This is a genomic window from Sinomicrobium pectinilyticum, assembly GCF_003725735.1.
Classification (GTDB): domain Bacteria; phylum Bacteroidota; class Bacteroidia; order Flavobacteriales; family Flavobacteriaceae; genus Sinomicrobium; species Sinomicrobium pectinilyticum.
Genome location: NZ_RJTM01000116.1, coordinates 41,551 through 59,792 on the forward strand (window position 1 = coordinate 41,551; position 18,242 = coordinate 59,792).

Here is an 18,242-nt window from a genome sequence, read left to right on the forward strand (position 1 = left end):
GGCACATTGACTAATTGACCAATTTTCTAATTAATAATTTTCAACATCCGAAATGAAACTATTTGACGTTTACCCATTATATGATATTACCCCGGTACAAGGAAAAAATGTCCATGTTACTGATGATAAAGGCATTACTTATCTCGATCTTTACGGCGGGCATGCCGTGATCTCCATAGGCCATTCCCACCCCAGGTACGTATCTGCAATATCCGAACAAGCCGGCAAACTCGGATTTTACTCGAATGCCGTGCAAAACCCGCTGCAGATGGAACTGGCAGAAAAGCTCGGGGCCCTTTCCGGATGTGACAATTACGAACTTTTTCTCTGTAATTCCGGGGCAGAAGCCAACGAAAACGCATTGAAACTCGCTTCTTTCCAAACCGGAAAAGCCAGGATCATTGCCTTTAACAATGCCTTTCACGGACGGACCTCGGCAGCGGTAGCGGCTACGGATAACAAAAATATCAATGCCCCTATCAATGCCCAGCACCAGGTAACCTTCCTGGAACTGGGAGATATCGCTGCACTGGAAAAGGAGTTGCAAAAAGGCGATGTATGTGCGGTTATCATAGAGTTTATCCAGGGTGTGGGCGGACTGGATGAGGCAACGGCTGATTTCTATGAGAATGCAGACAAACTCTGCAAACAACATGACAGCATGTTCATTGCGGACGAAATTCAATGCGGATATGGCCGTACCGGAGACTTCTTTGCCTTTCAGCAGTATAACGTAACACCTGATATTATTTCCATGGCCAAAGGTATGGGCAATGGCTTTCCGGTAGCGGGAATTCTCGTTTACCCGTCCATCAAGGCAAAACACGGTATGCTGGGAACTACTTTCGGAGGAAACCACCTGGCCTGTGCAGCCGCCATTGCCGTACTGGATGTACTCAAAGAAGAAAAACTCATGGAAAATACCAGGGAAGTTGCAGCCTATTTTGTGGAAAAGGCCGGGACCATACCACAGATAAAGCAGATAAAGGGCCGGGGATTGATGCTGGGACTGGAATTTGATTTTGAAGTGGGCGAACTCCGGAAAAAGCTTATTTACGACCATCATATTTTTACAGGCGGGAGCAGCAATAAAAAGCTATTGCGTATTTTACCTCCGCTGACGGTGAAGAAAGAACATATCGATGCGTTTTTTGATGCATTAAATAACGTAGTAATGAACTCTTAAAAATCTTCCTCACCAGAGGAAAAAAGCTCCCCTCTTGAGAGGGGAGCTGAGTTTCGTTTTCCTGAAGGGCATACCTAATAACTAAATAACCCAATAACATATTAACTTAAAAACAAATGAAACACTACCTGACAACAGATGACATAGACAGTGTCCCGGAAATCATAGCTGAAGCCATTGCATTAAAAAAGGATCCCTATCGGTTCGAGGAACTCGGAAAGCGTAAAACGCTGGGGATGTTATTCTTTAATTCCAGTCTGCGTACCCGTCTTAGTACACAAAAGGCGGCCATGCAACTGGGAATGCAGGTTATGGTCATGAATTTTTCGGGTGAGGCCTGGTCACTGGAGTTTGAAGACGGTAGTGTAATGAATGGTTCTACCTCCGAACACATTAAAGAAGCCGCCGCGGTAATTTCCCAGTACTGTGACGTTATTGCGGTAAGGGCATTTCCTACGTTGACGGATAAGGAAAAAGACGAGGAAGAATACGTTTTGAAAAGTTTTCAGAAATACGCGTCTGTACCTGTTGTAAACATGGAAAGCGCTACAGCGCACCCTTTACAGGCCCTAACGGATGCCATTACGATAACGGAACTGAAAACCAAAGAAAAGCCGAAAGTTGTCCTCTCCTGGGCACCACATCCCAAGGCATTGCCACATGCTGTCGCCAATTCCTTCACCGGTATGATGCGCAAAATGGATGTGGAATTTGTCATCACCCATCCAGTCGGATATGAACTCAATCCGGAGGTCACGGGAGATACCCCGATAATCTACGACCAGGATGAAGCATTGAAAGATGCTGATTTTGTATATGTAAAGAACTGGAGTTCGTATAAAGATTACGGCCAGGTATTGCACACCGACCCGGGTTGGAGGATTACGCCGGAAAAAATGGCATTGACGGATAATGGTAAATTCATGCATTGCCTGCCTGTACGGAGAAACGTTATCGTGGACGATGCTGTCCTGGACAGCCCGCAATCCGTCGTTATACCACAGGCTAACAACCGTACCTTTGCAGCACAAATTGTCCTGAAACATATATTACAATCATTATAGTAAAGCCCTACGGCCGTGGGGCTTAATCGGGAGCCACTACCATGGGTCTCAATGATACCCCGGGTCTAAAAAAAGAAAAAAATGAAACCTAAATTATCCGTAGTCAAAATAGGCGGAAATATCATAGAAAACGAATCGGCATTATGTGATTTCCTTACGGATTTTGCGGCAATGGAAGGTTACAAAATCCTGGTCCACGGAGGTGGCAGGACGGCGACCCGCATTGCGGAACAACTCGGTGTGCCTGCACAGATGGTAGGCGGACGGCGCATCACTACCCGTGAAACCCTGGACGTGATCGTTATGGTCTATGGCGGACTTACCAACAAGAATATTGTTTCACTCCTGCAAAGCCTGGACTGTAACGCCATAGGACTGTCCGGAGCGGACGGCAATACCATTGTTTCCGATAAAAGACCGGTAAAGGACATTGATTACGGCTATGCCGGCGATATAAAACAGGTAAATGCCCATGCAGTCAAAGCCTTGCTGGAAAGTAACATGACTCCGGTATTCTGTGCCATTACCCACGATAAAAGAGGGCAATTGTTCAATACCAATGCAGATACCATTGCCTCCGAAGTAGCGATAGCTATGAGTGAACATTTCGAAACCTCATTATATTATTGTTTTGAGAAAAAAGGGGTATTGCGAAGCATCGAAGACGACAACTCCGTTATAGAACATATCAATACGGAAAAATACGAACAACTGCTCGCCGAAAACATCATAGCGGACGGCATGCTGCCTAAAATGCACAATTGCTTTAACGCTTTACAACAACACGTGAGCAAAGTACATATCGGCCTGCCGGGTATGATCGTCGGGAAAGAAAGACTGTTTACAACGCTAACATTATAATACAGATTAACCGTAAAGATGCACGGCCGTGCATCTTTACGAATCTCAACGGGATAATCTTCATAAAAAGATATAAAATAAGCATGATAGACCAGCTCACACCATCGGCCATAGCGCTGTTAAAACAACTGATAAACACACCTTCTTTTTCTTCGGAAGAGGACAAAACCGCAGCCCACATAGAAAACTGGCTGCAATCGCACAACATACCGTTCCGGCGCAGGGATAACAATGTATATGCCTTCAATAAGTATTTTGAAGAAAGCAAACCTACCTTGTTGCTCAATTCGCATCACGATACCGTAAGACCGAACACGGCTTATACGAAAGACCCGTTTGACGCCCATATCGAGGACGGGAAATTATACGGACTGGGAAGCAATGACGCCGGGGGGTGCCTGGTGTCGCTCCTGGCCACTTTCGCCTACTTCTACGACAAGCCCGACCTGAATTACAACCTGATCATCGTGGCTTCGGCGGAAGAAGAAAGTTCGGGCGACAAGGGACTGAACAGCATGCTCCCCGTATTACCTCACATAGACGTAGCTATTGTAGGTGAACCTACGCTCATGCAACTGGCCATAGCAGAAAAAGGATTGGTGGTGTTTGATGCCACAGTAAAAGGCACGCCCAGTCACGCTGCGCATCCCAACGACAATAATTCCATTTACAATACTATCAAAGTACTGGAATGGTTCCGGGACTACCGTTTCGAAAAGGTTTCGGAAGTACTCGGGGAAGTGAAGATGACAGTAACCCAGATCAATGCGGGGAAACAGCACAATGTGGTTCCGGCGGAGACCAATCTCGTTATCGACGTACGGGTCAATGACAAATATACCAACCGGGAGATCGCAGATCTGCTACAGGCACAATCTCCCTGTGATGTTATCACTCCCCGTTCATTAAGGCTTAATTCATCATCCATCCCCAAGGAGCATCCTTTAGTACAGGCCGGAATAGCTTTGGGAAGAGAAACTTATGGTTCGCCTACGCTTTCTGACCAGGCCGTATTGACTTGTCCGTCCCTGAAATTAGGCCCCGGAGATTCGACACGATCGCATTCGGCAGATGAGTTTATTTATGTGAAGGAGATTGAGGAAGGGATCAAGCTCTATATAAAACTATTGGAAAAAGTATTGTAAAAAGACAAACTCTCTTTTAAATTTAGCCTGAATTGAACCTGTATCAATTCGGGTCCAACATCTTTGCGAATCTTTGTGCTATTCTGTACAGCTTTGTGTAATAGTTATTTCACAGAGTTTCACAAAGGTCTCTCAGAGATACACAGAAGTTTGATTTTATTAAAAACTGAAAAAACAGATCATGGGTATTTTATAAGTTAATCGGGATATTCACGTTACCTTATTAACTCTTTTACTCTTTAACTAAGCACAAAACATGAAACTCTGGGACAAAGGCTTTAGCACCGACAAAAAAATAGATCACTTTACCGTAGGAAATGACAGGGAACTGGACCTTCTCCTCGCCAGATATGATGTTATCGCTTCTACGGCACATGCGAAAATGCTGGGGAAGATAGGTTTACTGACTGAGGAAGAAACCGGGCAACTGGTTACGGAACTGGGAAACATTCAGAAAGATATAGAAACGGGGAACTTCACTATAGAAGACAGCTTTGAAGACATGCACTCCAAAATAGAGTATCTCCTGATCCAAAAACTCGGCGATACGGGAAAAAAGATACATACGGCACGCTCCCGGAACGACCAGGTACTTGTGGCCATGCACCTGTACCTGAAACACGAATTACAGGAGATCAGGCAACAGACTGTTGAACTCTTTGATCTCCTGATGGAACTGGCCGAAAAGTACAAGGATGTTCTTCTCCCCGGCTATACACATTTACAGATCGCCATGCCTTCTTCTTTCGGGCTGTGGTTTTCCGCTTATGCCGAAAGCCTTATCGATGACCTCTATTTTATTGATGCCGCTTATAAGGTGGCCGACCAGAATCCGCTGGGAAGTGCTGCCGGGTATGGTAGTTCTTTCCCCATAAACCGGGCCTTTACGACTGAAGAACTCGGTTTTGCCACGATGAAATACAATGTTGTAGCTGCACAAATGGGACGTGGAAAAGTAGAAAAAAGCGCTGCATTCGGTATGGGGAGCATTGCCGCCACGCTTTCTAAAATGGCCATGGATGTATGCCTGTACATGAGCCAGAATTTCGATTTTATTTCCTTCCCGGACGAACTTACTACGGGAAGCAGCATCATGCCGCATAAAAAGAACCCGGATGTGTTTGAACTTATCCGGGGGAAATGCAACAAGATACAGGCAGTACCTAACCAGCTTACGCTTATCATCAACAACCTGCCCAGCGGCTATCACAGGGACCTGCAACTGGTAAAAGAAGTCATTGTACCTGCCATACAGGACCTTAAAGCCTGCCTGGAAATGGCTGCCTTTACGCTGAAAGACATCCGTGTGAACAACGGTATCCTCGAAGACCGGAAATACGATTACCTCTTTAGCGTGGATACGCTTAACGAACTCGTACAGTCCGGGATGCCTTTCCGGGATGCCTATAAAAAAATGGGAATGGACATTGCCGAAGGGAACTTTAAACCCAAAAGGGATATACGCCATACCCACGAAGGCAGCCTGGGCAATCTTTGCCTGGAAGAGATCCGGGAGAAAATGAAAAAGAGCTGACCGGTTTACATCGATATGGGGTACGTCCACGTCCAGGCTATTATAAGTACTGTTATCAATGCCACCACCATACGAATAAGATCCACAACCGCAAGAATATTATTTGTGATAGTGAGAAATATTAATGAGGATGCCCGTTTTGTTAAGAACTATCTTTCGAGATATGGACATATTATATAATGGTATGCCCGGAATGGGAACTTCTATATCCGAATAAAGAAAGGGAGGGACTTACCGGCCGGGGCTTCGATACACCCCGGTCGGAGACCGGGGCACTCAGCCGCCTTTGTGCAGGCTGTTATAGTTTGCTTTTTGCTATACTGTAAAAATAAAACAGGGGTGGCTGAGTGGCGCGGCCTTCAGGCCGTTGTACCGAAGCCACCTCATTTCTCTAATAATCATCTACCACCTTTTCTCCGGACAAGGTTTTCATAAAGGCTATAATAGCGCCTTGTTCATCCGGGGTAAGTTCGAGGTTATCAAAGGGGAGTGTCTGGTGGGAAAAGTCAAAGCCGAGTCCGCCCCCGCCTCCTTTGTTGTAAAAATCCATAACTTCTTCCAGGGTCCGGTAAACCCCGTTATGCATATAGGGTGCTGTTTCGGCTATATTCCTTATGGAAGGTGTTTTGAACATGCCGCGGTGTAAGACTTCTTCGTATTTCCAGTAAAATCCTTCGTCATCGTCCAGCATCTTATTTTCGGCGGTTTCCGGTACGCCTATGACTTCCTTTTCTGTTTCTTTATAGAAAGGGGGAACTGTCCCGCCGGTCAAAGGGATAAAATGGCAGGTTGCACACAGGGCTTTTCCCATAAACAGGTTGAATCCCTCCTTCTCCGCTGCCGAAAAATCATCTTCTTCTCCCCTGATATTCTTATCGAACCTGGAATTAAAATTGTTGAGGGTGCTTATATAAGAAGAAATCGCCCGGATAATATCGCGGTTATTTTTAGGGACATGGCCAAAAGCCTGCCGGAACTTATCACTATAGGTACTGTCTTTTAAGATATCGGTATTAAATTCGTGTACATTGGTATTAAATTCGTTTTGATCTGTAAATACCGAGGATATCTGTTCCAGAAGGTCTTCGGAACGACCATCCCAGAAGAATGATCTCTGGAAAGCTACATTGAGTAAGGTAGGAGTATTCCTTTTTAACGGCCTTCCCCGATTGTCTTTATTGGATACAAGCCCATCGGCATACGCTTTTTCCGGTATATGACAGGTAGCGCAGGACATGGTGCTCCCGGCAGACAAGGCGGGTTCGAAAAACAACATCTTTCCCAATGCTATTTGCTCTTTTGTGGGGTTCCTGTTGATGCTGGGCGTAAAATACCGGAGATTAAAGCTGTTTTCTTCAAAAAAAGTGGGAGCATCAAAATTAAACGGATAACCGCCCGAAGGCTCCCAAATACCAGATTCTTTACGTATCTCTACCCAGGCCCGGGTGACGGGGTTCATATAATCCCGGATAAATACAAAACGGTCAAAGGTTTCGAAATCCGGGTTTCCGGTTACAAAAGTTTCTGCCTGTTCGAGCAGTTGTATGAACCGTTTGTCCAAGCTATCATTTTTTTCTGTGATGATTTTACGTATGCTCCTTGTATATGTTTCTTTCAGGGAGTTGAGAGAGGTTTTTATTTCCCCGATGCTCAGGTAACTCACGGGGGTGTCAAACCCTGCAGTGGAGAAACTGATTATACGTAACAACTGCTGATGGGTCGCTATAAAAAAACGTTGGGCATTCAGCTCCCTTTTTTCCATTTCTTTTTGCAACACGACCAGCATTCCCCGGGTGATATCGGTTTCGTACAAAAATTCCTTGTCAGATACTCCGCCTTCATAGATACTTTCTTCTATTTTCTGCAGTCCTACGGGCGGGAGTACTCTCTGGTTGTCATCCAAAAAAACAGGCAGGGCGGGACCGTTTACCCTGTGCCCGACTTCCGGGTTCAGGTAAGCGGCATAGGGCTCGGCTTTTTTAAAGGCTATCCTCAGCTTTTTAAAGAATGTTTTGGTGTTTTTGCCATTCACCCCTTCATCGCGGAGCGAATCGGTATAGCGGATGGCGGCATTCATGGCTTCTGTGTAGTATTGTTGTGTTTTGTCCCAATCTGGTAGCTGTTCTGCTTTTTCATGTTTGCAGGAAAAGCTTAATCCTGTAAGGATACATAGGTAGAAAATGGTTCTGCGCATCTGTTCTTATTTTGTAAAAATACGGGAAAGGCCTCCATTATGATAATGGCGGCCTTTATGATATAATGATTATGATTAAGAAAAGGGGCTTATCTTGGTAATCCTTTGAGTAAAACAATCTGTGATGCCTGGTTATCTTCACGCGCCGTATTGGTATGACCGTCCAGGTTCATAAAGTTGTCATTTTTCCAGTAATGCGGTTGTACGGCAAGCAGGAAAGTTCCGTCTACACCCACTTTGTCGGAAACATCGATCAACGAGCCGAATTCCCCGCTCAGCCCGGTACTGTTGTTAGGCGAAAGGTCTTGCCGAACCACCAGTTCGAGCACTTTGGAAATATTGGACCCGTTGAGGTCGGACTGATAAATATATGCGGAATGCCCTCTGGAAAAAGAGTTGGGGTCTTCCTGAAAATAAATGAAATTTTCGGTAACACATATATTATCCGGGCTTTGCAGTTCGGCCAGGTTGCCGTCCATATTATTGCTGTCGGTATTACCGCTGATGATCTGGGTAAGTTTCCCGGTAAGGGGCGTATTTTCGTCTAAAACCAATTTATAAATGGTACCCCAATCGTTATATGTACCACTTCCCGGGCCTCTCCCGGTAACGTTGAAATATACATTACGAGCATTGGTATCGGAACCTTTCTGGTAATCCACATCTTCTACACGCATAAACTGGGTAGCATTTGCGGCCATGCAAGCTTTATCCATTTCGTCGTAAGGCAATGAAGCCCCGTTTTCAATTTCCACAAATTCTACATCATATGTAATTCCTCTGTCAAAACTGGCTTCATTATAGGTATTTCCGTCCTCTGCATCGGTAACTCCATTTTCTCCATCCGAAACCTGTTTGGTCTTGAGTACATATATCTTCCCGTTTTCCAGGTCATCATCACCGTTTTCGGAATAGTACAATATCACTTGTCCTTCGGAATCCCTGGAATCGTCATCACCTCCTATGATAACTGTTTTCCCGGGATAGGCATTTTTAGGAAGCGGTACAGCATTTTCCCAGGCAAATTGTCCCAATGCGTCCAGCCCGAAATCGGCTGTAGGTGTGGGAGATTCTACCCACGGGTCAATGCCTTTTACATGATAGTGTATGCTTTCGGAGGCGGAAAGGAACAAATCTTTGGAGCCACCATGAATGGCAGCTTCCCACATAGTACCGGAACATTGGCGGGCATAATCGGCCACCCCGGAGTTCAACAGGTAATCCCCGGACACCGGATTTAAATGTTCATCGAGAAATATCCGTGAAACAGCATAGCTGTCCTCACAGTTCACCACATAGAGATAACCGTCCCCGTCTTTTAAAAATCCTGCTCCGTCAGCAGAACCTGCCAGTTGAAAATCTTCCCCGATAACATCGGGGGTACTGATGAGGGAATATGCCTCTACAAAGTTGAACTGACCAGACATGGCCACCAATGGTTTGGTCCCTGACTTATTTTCGAACATGGTAGGCTGTTCGGTGAGGTCTTCGCCATCTTTACCATCTTCCCCGTCTATACCATCTTTACCGTCTACGCCATCCAGACCGTCTTCCCCGTCATCACAGGCGGTAAACATAATGGCCAGGGGAACAAATAAAAGCATAAGGATTAAGTGAAATTTTCTCATAATGTAAAATTCGGTTTTTAGTTTTCCAGTTTTATACCAAAAATACCGGATTGCCGGAACGGCAAGGTTAATGCAGTATTACGATTCGCACATACAACTTAATTTTATGTTAAATATCTCTGCATTGCGAATTCCTTATTGATATGGCGTTGTTATGAATTTACAATATCATAATATTCCTATATTCAATTTTTATGTACTTTGCATGCCATAAAACTGTTCAGTTTTTGTATGTCGTTTAAGGAAAAATGGACACTATTGTGGGCCCGATTTTTTTGGACACCACCCTTATCCCGACGAACAGAAAAAAGGTATTATGGATTAACTCATGCCCGAATAATGTGATAAATGATCAACCCCAAAGATCAGACATCATAAATTCAAATCGAACAGAGAACCACTTACTGCTTTATCATATCAAATCTCCTGGAAATTCAACATTAAAAAATCGGAACAGGGTTTAAATCAGTTCAATGAAAGAGGATTACAGCGAAAAAGGTAATATTGAGAAGTATGCCGCGCAGGTCCGAAACTCGGACAGGACCGCATTTAACAATCTGTTTGCACTGTTATGGGAACCCATGTATGTGTATGCCGCTTCTATTGTTCCGGACAATGCCGTTGCCGAAGACCTGGTACAGGAGGTCTGGATCGATTACTGGCAACGCAGGGAAGACGTACAGATACGGAATATAAAACCCTACCTGTACAGAGCTATCCGGTATCGCTGCTATAATGTGCTGAGAGATTCGAAATTTACAGCCATACAGATCGAAACGGCCAGTACCATTACCACACCTGCCGAGACGGAACTGGAAGAAGACCTTACCGAACTCTCCAAACAGATACAGGCCATTATTTCGGAACTCCCGCAGCGGTGCCAGGAGATTTTTACCATGAGCCGCATTCACCAGTACAGCAATATGGAAATAGCCGAAAAACTACAGATATCACAGCGATCGGTAGAAAACCAGTTGTCCCTGGCCCTGGGCAAGCTCCGAAGGGAACTTTCCATAGTGAAAGTATTCTTTTTTTAGCCCCCTCTCCCCTTTTCTCCGGCATATTACACTACAGAAAATGCCAGGCCCTCGCACTACGATCCCGGAATGCTCTTTTACCATAAAGTTAACGAAAAACATCTGCAGATTAAGCTATCGTTAACACTGCATCCGGCCGTGTGAGTGCCTGTGTGTTTTTGGTACTCTTAGGTATAATGCAAGCACAATGACCGAAAACGAGATAAAAACATTAATGAAAAAATACCAGGATGGTACCATAAGCCATAAGGAAGAACTGCTCCTGGAGGAATTCGATGGCCACCTTTTGTATAAAAGGGAAAAGGAGGTTTTTAACAACCCACAACACAAAAAACGGATCGGCCGAAGGTTGGGAAACTCCATCAATGATTCCATATCCCGTAGTAACACTTTGCACTGGACAGCCCCTGGAAAAATAGCAGCTTCGGTGATTATTCTACTCGGTCTCGGACTTTCCATATACCTGAAATGGAACACCCCGGCGAAGACACTCCCTATAACTATCCTGGAAAAAAGTACGGACTGGGGACAAAAACTCAGCCTTACCCTTACAGATGGCACCGAAGTACGCCTCAACTCGGGCAGTACCATAAAATTTCCGGAAAGGTTTACCGGCAACACCCGTGAAGTGGAACTTACCGGTGAAGCCTTCTTTAATGTAGCCAGAAACCCAAAGAAACCTTTTATCATAAAATCCGATGAAATCCGCACCACGGTTCTCGGAACTTCCTTTAACATCAACACCTTTCCGGAGAACGAAGAAATTACGGTTACCGTAGCTACCGGAAAAGTGAAAGTAGCCTCAGACAGCAATGCCGTATTCCTGGGGCCGGAAGAACAGGGCGTGTTTGACAAAAAATCCAACCGGATCTCCCGGAGGAAAACAGATATCAGGAACTTTATACAATGGAAAGACGGCATTATCCATTTCGAAGATACCTCACTGTTCCAGGTAAGCAAGGTGCTCGGAGCCTGGTATGGAGTGACGTTTGTCTTTGCCGAAGAGGAACTCAAAAACTGCCATCTCACCGCTATCTACAACAATGAAATACTATCGGTAGTACTGGAAAGTATAAAATATGCCAAAAAAGGCCTGCAATACGAGTACCTCGATGATAATAAAGTCCTCATTAAGGGAAGATGCACCGATTAATGACCAATCTAACACAAAAAACAAGGCTTATGATATAGATTTTCTATGAAAAAAAACAGTCTGCAACACTTTGGCGAGCGATCACAGACTGCATACGGTTCAATAATTACAGATACTAATAACCATTAAACATTATGTGAAATTATGAAATTGCTAACTTTTAAACAATTTATTCAATTGACATTCCATACATTTTGCTTTCTGATTGCCGGGGCATTGCTAAACCCGGTACTTGCCGCCGATGCGGCAGGACAAAAACTGGAAAGCTATAAAGTAGACTTGTCCATCAAGGACGCTACCGTGGTAGAGGTCCTTAAAGACATTGAGGCACAAACGGATTTTAAGTTTGTGTATGACCGGAAAATAGAGAGGTTGAGCAAAACTTATGATATTTCATACAAAGATAAATCTCTGCGTTCTATTTTAGAGTGGATTGCAAAAGATGCCAGCCTTGCTTTCAGAAGAATCAACCACACCATCTCTATTGATGTAAACCAGAAAAAGGTTACGGAGAGGGTTTTGGATATAGCATTCCAAACCATAACCGGTATTATTACTGATGAAAACGGGGTTCCCCTTGCAGGGGCGACCATCATTGTAAAAGGTACTACAAACGGGGCGACCACGGATTTCGACGGAAATTTTTCTATAGACGTTGAGGACGATGCCGTACTGGAAATATCGTACTTGGGATACAAGTCCCGGGAAGTTCCGGTTAACGGACGTTCTGAGATCAACATCCAGTTAACTCCGGACGCCGCTCAATTGGATGATGTCATAGTTGTAGGATATGGTACACAGAAAAAAACGGATGTTACCGGCTCTATCGGATCTGTAAAGCAGGAAGATTTTAATAAAGGTATCGTAACCAATCCCGGGCAGCTCTTACAAGGTAAGGTTGCGGGCGTCAATGTCTCTACGGTCAGTGGCGAACCGGGGGCTTCGCAGGATGTTATTATCCGAGGTATAGGTAGTCTGCGTTCCGGGACCACACCGCTTTATGTGGTAGACGGTTTTGCATTGGATAATACTTCTACCGGGGTACCTACCAATCCTTTGAACTTTATTAACCCTCACGACATTGAAAAAATAGACGTACTGAAAGACGCTTCTGCTGCTGCCATCTATGGTGCCAGGGCGGCCAACGGGGTTATTGTGATTACTACCAAAAAAGGAAAACAGGGACGCACCGAGATGAACCTTACGGTATCTACTGCCCTGTCCACACTGGCCAATAAGATAGATGTTTTCAATGCCGGCGAATTCCGGGAGCAGGTTGCCCGGGTAGGTGGTAACCTCAGAGACGGAGGTGCGGACACGGACTGGCAGGACGAATTTACAAGGACAGCCATATCCAAAAACATCAATTTCTCCATGGGTGGCGGTACCGAAAAATTCTCTTACTACGGATCTGCCGGGGTTAATGACCAGGAAGGTATTTTGAGAAACAGTGACCTGAGAACTTATTCGGGACGTCTGAACCTGTCGCAAAAAGCGCTGGACGATCGTTTTAAAGTGGAACTAAACCTGTCCGGGACCAGGACCGAAAACAAAAGACCGCTAACCACCACCATCATATCGGACATGCTGCGATCTAACCCTACGTACCCGGCCTATACAAATGGTGAACCAACCCCTGTAATAAACGGCGATCACTTCAATTCCCTCGTACGGGAACAGTTATACGGGGATTTTGCCAATAACAACCGTATCCTGGCCAATATCTCTCCTTCCGTAGAGATTGTCAAAGGATTGACTTATAAGCTAAACCTCGGCGTGGACTATTCCAATACGGACAGGGAACAGCAAAATAAACCATACACGGCACGGGAAGATGAAATTGGTTCCCTGGACCTTGCTTATACCACCAACACCAATACCCTGGTGGAAAATTACCTGACCTATAAGCAGAACATAGGCCAGCACGATATGACATTTTTGGTAGGCCATACGTACCAGGAAACCCTCTATAAATTCAGGAGGTGGGAATACGAAAATTTTCCGGACAACGGTATTGATCCGAGATACCAGATAGAAGCTGCGGGTAATCTGATATCTCAAGCATCTGATGCCATTAAAAACGAACTGCAATCCTTTTTCGGACGGATAAATTACGGCTTTGCAAACAGGTATTTACTCACAGTGACCATGCGTGCAGACGGGTCTTCCAAATTCGGGGAAAACAACAAGTACGGTTATTTTCCTTCTGTTGCCGCCGGATGGAACATCAGCCAGGAAAATTTCATGAGCAATTCCCCTTTCAGTAACCTCAAACTCAGGGCTAGCTGGGGACGTACGGGAAACCAGGAGATCCCTTCCAAGATCACGCAATCCAGCTACACGGACAGCAGGGCCGATAATGACACTTACCCGCTCAGCGACAACATAAATGGCCTGAGTGACTATCCTTATGGTACTGTTTATACCCGTCTTGCCAATCCGGATATTCAATGGGAAGTTTCTACACAGGCCAATATAGGTCTGGATTTCGGCCTGTTCAATAACCAATTGACGGGTACAGTGGATTACTTCAACAAAGTATCCGAGAACGTATTGCTTGAAGTGGTCCCGTCCGACCCAATACAACCTACCACTACGTTCTGGACCAATATCCCGGATATGGAAATCAAAAATAACGGGGTGGAGATTTCTCTGGATTACCGGAGTAACGGAAGCGAGGGTGATTTTTCCTACAATATTGGCGGTAATGCTGCCTTTACCAAAAACAAAGTGGTCAATTCCCCATACCAGGTACTGACCACAGGGGCAGCCCAGGGAGCCGGGCAAACAGGCGCTACGATCAACGGTTACCTGAACGGGGAGCCTATAGGTACTTTTTATATGAAAGATTTTATGGGCATTAATGCCGAAGGGTTCAGCCAGTTCCGGGATGTAAACGGAGACGGGGAAATACTGGATAACGACCGTGTTGTTGTAGGTAAGGCTTTACCTGATGTCACCTATGCATTCTACCTGAATTTCTTCTACAGGAAATTTGACCTTAACCTCAATTTCAACGGTGCGGCAGGAAACCAGATCTATAACCACACCGCCATGTCTAATTTTACCAAGGGAAACCTTGCTTTGTCCTTTAACACTACAGATAAAGCCATTGAATACGAGGAAGAAGTGGTAAACAATACCAATGAAGTATCTACACGATACCTGGAAAACGGGGACTATCTGCGCCTCAACAATGCTACTTTGGGTTATAACCTGGACCCCAAGCTTTTGGGGATGACAGATTATATAAAGAACATACGCCTCAGTATTACGGGGCAAAACCTGTTTGTGCTGACCGATTACAGCGGATTCGATCCTGAAGTGAATACAGGTGATTCATCGGGAGGAATCCAGACTTTCGGAATCGACAGATATACCTATCCGAAGGCAAGAACATTCCTGTTTGGCTTAAATGTATCCTTTTAATCACTTCTAAAAAGAATGAAAATGAAAAATAAATTTATCATAGCATTACTAGCCATAAGTTCTTTACTGAACTCTAACTGTACTGATCTGGAAGAGCAGGTTTTAGATGAGTCCCTGACGGGCAGCGGACAATCCGAAGCTGTCAGCGGTGCCATTGCCCCTGCTTACGGACTACTTCCGCAAACCTTCCGGCACACCCGGTACTTCGGTTTACAGCTCATCCCCTCGGATGAAGCAATTTTGCCGGCACGTGGCGGAGATCAGTGGTATGATGGCGGAAGATTTCTGGAACTGCATACACATAATATTACCCCCAGCAACGGCCTGGTCGGTGACGCCTGGAACTATATGACCACCAATATTTCCAGAACTGTAATTGCCATTGAAGTATTGACCCCGTTAGCGGAGACAAACACTGAAGCACAGGCGGCCCTCTATGAAATGAAAGCGTTGCGGGCCTATTTAAATATGCTTATGCTGGACAGCTGGGGACTGGCATTTAAGAAAGAATCTTCGGAAGATATGTCTGAGATACTTCGGGGACAAGAGGCCATAGATTATATTGAAAGTGAATTCTTGTCAGTGGCAGATGTAATAAATAAAGACGAGGGACCGGGTAGAATGACCCAGGCAGCAGTTTGGGGCTTTCTGGCCAAATTGCACCTGAATGCGGCAGTTTATCGCGACCCGTATGGCACCCCGAGTTTTTCTACGGAAGATATGGACAAGGTTATCGAATACACAGATAACATTATCAATTCCGGTAATTTCACCCTGTCTCCGGAATACTTTGACCTGTTTAACGATGATAACCATGATAATCAGGAGCTGATCTTTGCACTGGACCAGCGCGGTATATTGAACAACGATCACAGCCGCTGGGCTTACTGGTCGTTATCAGGTTCTTTATTTCCAAGGCCGGAATACCCCAATGCAGATGGTACGGACGGGCCTTCTATTACCCCGGATTTCTACCAGACATGGGTGGATGCTTATGGTAATACGGACCCGGCTGACGCCGATGCCAGGTTCTACCAGAAAAACGTGAATGTTCCTTCGGAATATGAGGACCTCGACGGATTTACCCCACAAAATGACGAAGATCGTTATATATGTGTTGCTGCCGAAGATTTTGAGATTGACAGAGGCATCATGCGAGGTACCCCGTGGGCGCCCAGAAAAGACCCTGACGGTAATTTTTATACCTGTAATGGCGGGTACAGGATTTATGCCGTAGGCGAAAGAAGGGAAGCCAATATGGAATATTATGTAAACCACACCTTAGATGTGGATTTTACGGCCAACAACGGGTATGCCAGCGGTTATCGGGTATCCAAATACCAGTTTAGCCACACTTCTCCCAACGGGAACAATTACAGTAGTGTGGACCTTGTACTATTGCGTTATGCAGAAATTTATCTGATGCGTGCAGAGGCTAAATTAAGAAAAGGGGACAATGCCGGTGCTTTGTCCGATGTCAATTTCGTAAGGACATCCAGAACTGCCCGTGCCCCTATTCCTTCGGCACTCAATTCCATTGACCTGGATATCCTTTATCGCGAACGTGGGTTTGAATTATACTGGGAAATGGCCAGGCGTACGGATATGATACGTTTCGGACATTATGAGGATACCTGGACGGAAAAAACCGATACGGATGTAAGGCACAGGTTGTTCCCTATTCCCCAATCGGCTATAGACGGCTCGTCCAATACCCCGGGGTACCTTGAACAAAACCCCGGATACTAACCGGCAGGATAATATTATAAACTGACTACCCCTTTTTTAACAAGTACGGCAAGAGCATATTTTTCTTGCCGTACGCTTTTTAAATTTTTGCTAAAAACCAGAAATTATGAGATTTTTGTTCAAAACGGTACTAATAACAGTCCTCTTTACTATTGCCATAGGATGTGCCCCGGAAAAAGCCAGGGAAAATGCGGGGGACACTTCGGCCATTGTTCCGGAAGAACCGCTGAGTATAATTTTTATGATCGGGGACGGTATGGGACTATCACAGGTTTCCTCGGCATTCTATTTTAAGGATACCGTATCAAATTTCGAAAGGTTTTCCATTATAGGTCTGAGTAAAACTTCCTCTACCAGTCACCGGATTACCGATTCTGCTGCAGGAGCTACGGCTTTTTCCACAGGAGAGAAAACTTATAAGAAAGCTATCGGCGTATCTAAAGATACTATTGCCCTTCCCACGATTCTCGAAGAGCTGAAAACCGAAGGGTATAATACCGGACTTATAAGCCTTACCTCTATAACTCATGCTACACCGGCGGCTTTTTATGCCCATGTGGAAAACAGGGACATGCATGAAGCCATTGCTATGGATATGATGAAGGAAAATGTAGATTTCTTTGCCGGAGCCGGGTTAAAATATTTTACAAAAAGAGAAGACGGCAGAAATTTATATGCCGAACTCCAGGCTAAGGATTATCACATGGACTCTACAAGTATAGCCACGGTAGACCCTTCCAGGAGAAATGGTTTTCTGCTTGCTTCTGAAGGCCTGCCTTCCAAAGTACAAGGCAGGGGTGATTTTTTACCTGAAGTCACAGGCATAGCTCTCGAATATTTCGAGAATGCGAATAAACCTTTTTTTCTTATGGTAGAAGGTTCTTATATAGACTGGGGCGGACATGCCAAAGACCCTGAAATGATGGTTCAGGAAGTACTTGATTTTGATAAAACTTTAGGTATAGCTCTCGATTATGTAGAAAAGCACCCGAATACCCTTCTTGTGGTTACCGCAGACCATGAAACCGGAGGGGCTGCAATCGGTAAATTTTATGATACTGATCCGAAAACCGGAAAACCGGTAGAAAACCCGCAAAAAGTTGCTGTGTATTTTATCACCGATCAACATACCGGGACCCATGTGCCTGTATTTGCCCGGGGAAAGGGAAAAGAATTATTTTCCGGCATTTACGAAAACAATGAAATTTACCACAAAATGCGGCAAGCCCTAGATATGGAATAACCGGGAGACTATATAGTAA

The 18,242-nt window shown here is 45.0% G+C and carries 12 protein-coding genes; 10 read left to right on the top strand and 2 right to left on the bottom strand.

The window, feature by feature from the left end; genetic code table 11:
• Positions 1-52 precede the first annotated feature (52 nt).
• The 5 genes from ED312_RS17450 to argH all read left to right on the top strand — a co-directional run bounded on the left by ED312_RS17450 (position 53) and on the right by argH (position 5,790).
• Positions 53-1,186, top strand: coding sequence for an aspartate aminotransferase family protein (locus tag ED312_RS17450; RefSeq protein WP_123217312.1), 1,134 nt, complete (start codon positions 53-55; stop codon positions 1,184-1,186).
• Positions 1,187-1,302: 116 nt separating this feature from the next.
• Positions 1,303-2,250 carry an N-acetylornithine carbamoyltransferase gene (locus tag ED312_RS17455; protein WP_123217313.1) on the top strand — a complete coding sequence of 316 codons (948 nt, stop codon included), beginning with the start codon at positions 1,303-1,305 and terminating at the stop codon, positions 2,248-2,250.
• An 81-nt stretch (positions 2,251-2,331) separates the two neighbouring features.
• Positions 2,332-3,111, top strand: coding sequence for an acetylglutamate kinase (gene argB, locus ED312_RS17460; RefSeq protein ID WP_123217314.1), 780 nt, complete (start codon positions 2,332-2,334; stop codon positions 3,109-3,111).
• A gap of 83 nt (positions 3,112-3,194) precedes the next feature.
• Positions 3,195-4,256, top strand: coding sequence for a M20 family metallo-hydrolase (locus ED312_RS17465; protein ID WP_123217315.1), 1,062 nt, complete (start codon positions 3,195-3,197; stop codon positions 4,254-4,256).
• Positions 4,257-4,512: 256 nt separating this feature from the next.
• The gene (gene argH, locus ED312_RS17470) at positions 4,513-5,790 is read left to right on the top strand and encodes an argininosuccinate lyase (RefSeq protein ID WP_123217316.1); all 1,278 of its coding nucleotides are present in this window, start codon (positions 4,513-4,515) and stop codon (positions 5,788-5,790) included.
• Between the two features lie 391 nt (positions 5,791-6,181).
• On the opposite strand, the gene ED312_RS17475 is transcribed toward argH, so the two are convergent.
• Positions 6,182-7,984, bottom strand: a complete 1,803-nt coding sequence (locus ED312_RS17475; protein ID WP_123217317.1) for a cytochrome-c peroxidase — start codon at positions 7,982-7,984, stop codon at positions 6,182-6,184.
• 89 nt (positions 7,985-8,073) lie between these two features.
• On the bottom strand, positions 8,074-9,612 hold the full coding sequence (locus ED312_RS17480) for a hypothetical protein (protein WP_123217318.1): 1,539 nt from the start codon (positions 9,610-9,612) through the stop codon (positions 8,074-8,076).
• Positions 9,613-10,085: 473 nt separating this feature from the next.
• Between ED312_RS17480 and ED312_RS17485 the strand changes: the two genes are divergently transcribed.
• The 5 genes from ED312_RS17485 to ED312_RS17505 all read left to right on the top strand — a co-directional run bounded on the left by ED312_RS17485 (position 10,086) and on the right by ED312_RS17505 (position 18,223).
• A complete protein-coding gene (locus tag ED312_RS17485) occupies positions 10,086-10,649 on the top strand; it encodes an RNA polymerase sigma-70 factor (protein ID WP_123217319.1) in 564 nt (187 codons plus the stop codon).
• 187 nt (positions 10,650-10,836) lie between these two features.
• Positions 10,837-11,802, top strand: coding sequence for a FecR family protein (locus ED312_RS17490; protein WP_123217320.1), 966 nt, complete (start codon positions 10,837-10,839; stop codon positions 11,800-11,802).
• Between the two features lie 144 nt (positions 11,803-11,946).
• Positions 11,947-15,231 (top strand): SusC/RagA family TonB-linked outer membrane protein, encoded by a 3,285-nt coding sequence (locus ED312_RS17495; RefSeq protein WP_123217321.1) that lies wholly within the window; start codon positions 11,947-11,949, stop codon positions 15,229-15,231.
• 21 nt (positions 15,232-15,252) lie between these two features.
• On the top strand, positions 15,253-16,980 hold the full coding sequence (locus ED312_RS17500) for a RagB/SusD family nutrient uptake outer membrane protein (protein ID WP_123217322.1): 1,728 nt from the start codon (positions 15,253-15,255) through the stop codon (positions 16,978-16,980).
• Positions 16,981-17,086: 106 nt separating this feature from the next.
• Positions 17,087-18,223, top strand: coding sequence for an alkaline phosphatase (locus tag ED312_RS17505; RefSeq protein ID WP_123217323.1), 1,137 nt, complete (start codon positions 17,087-17,089; stop codon positions 18,221-18,223).
• Positions 18,224-18,242: the final 19 nt, after the last annotated feature.

Bases quoted from the DNA above. Each gene is read 5' to 3' on its own strand.
- ED312_RS17465 (WP_123217315.1), top strand. From the start codon at position 3,195: ATGATAGACCAGCTCACACCATCGGCCATAGCGCTGTTAAAACAACTG.
- ED312_RS17450 (WP_123217312.1), top strand. From the start codon at position 53: ATGAAACTATTTGACGTTTACCCATTATATGATATTACCCCGGTACAA.
- argH (WP_123217316.1), top strand. From the start codon at position 4,513: ATGAAACTCTGGGACAAAGGCTTTAGCACCGACAAAAAAATAGATCAC.
- ED312_RS17490 (WP_123217320.1), top strand. From the start codon at position 10,837: ATGACCGAAAACGAGATAAAAACATTAATGAAAAAATACCAGGATGGT.
- ED312_RS17480 (WP_123217318.1), bottom strand. From the start codon at position 9,612: ATGAGAAAATTTCACTTAATCCTTATGCTTTTATTTGTTCCCCTGGCC.
- ED312_RS17505 (WP_123217323.1), top strand. From the start codon at position 17,087: ATGAGATTTTTGTTCAAAACGGTACTAATAACAGTCCTCTTTACTATT.
- ED312_RS17455 (WP_123217313.1), top strand. From the start codon at position 1,303: ATGAAACACTACCTGACAACAGATGACATAGACAGTGTCCCGGAAATC.
- ED312_RS17495 (WP_123217321.1), top strand. From the start codon at position 11,947: ATGAAATTGCTAACTTTTAAACAATTTATTCAATTGACATTCCATACA.
- ED312_RS17500 (WP_123217322.1), top strand. From the start codon at position 15,253: ATGAAAAATAAATTTATCATAGCATTACTAGCCATAAGTTCTTTACTG.
- ED312_RS17485 (WP_123217319.1), top strand. From the start codon at position 10,086: ATGAAAGAGGATTACAGCGAAAAAGGTAATATTGAGAAGTATGCCGCG.
- argB (WP_123217314.1), top strand. From the start codon at position 2,332: ATGAAACCTAAATTATCCGTAGTCAAAATAGGCGGAAATATCATAGAA.
- ED312_RS17475 (WP_123217317.1), bottom strand. From the start codon at position 7,984: ATGCGCAGAACCATTTTCTACCTATGTATCCTTACAGGATTAAGCTTT.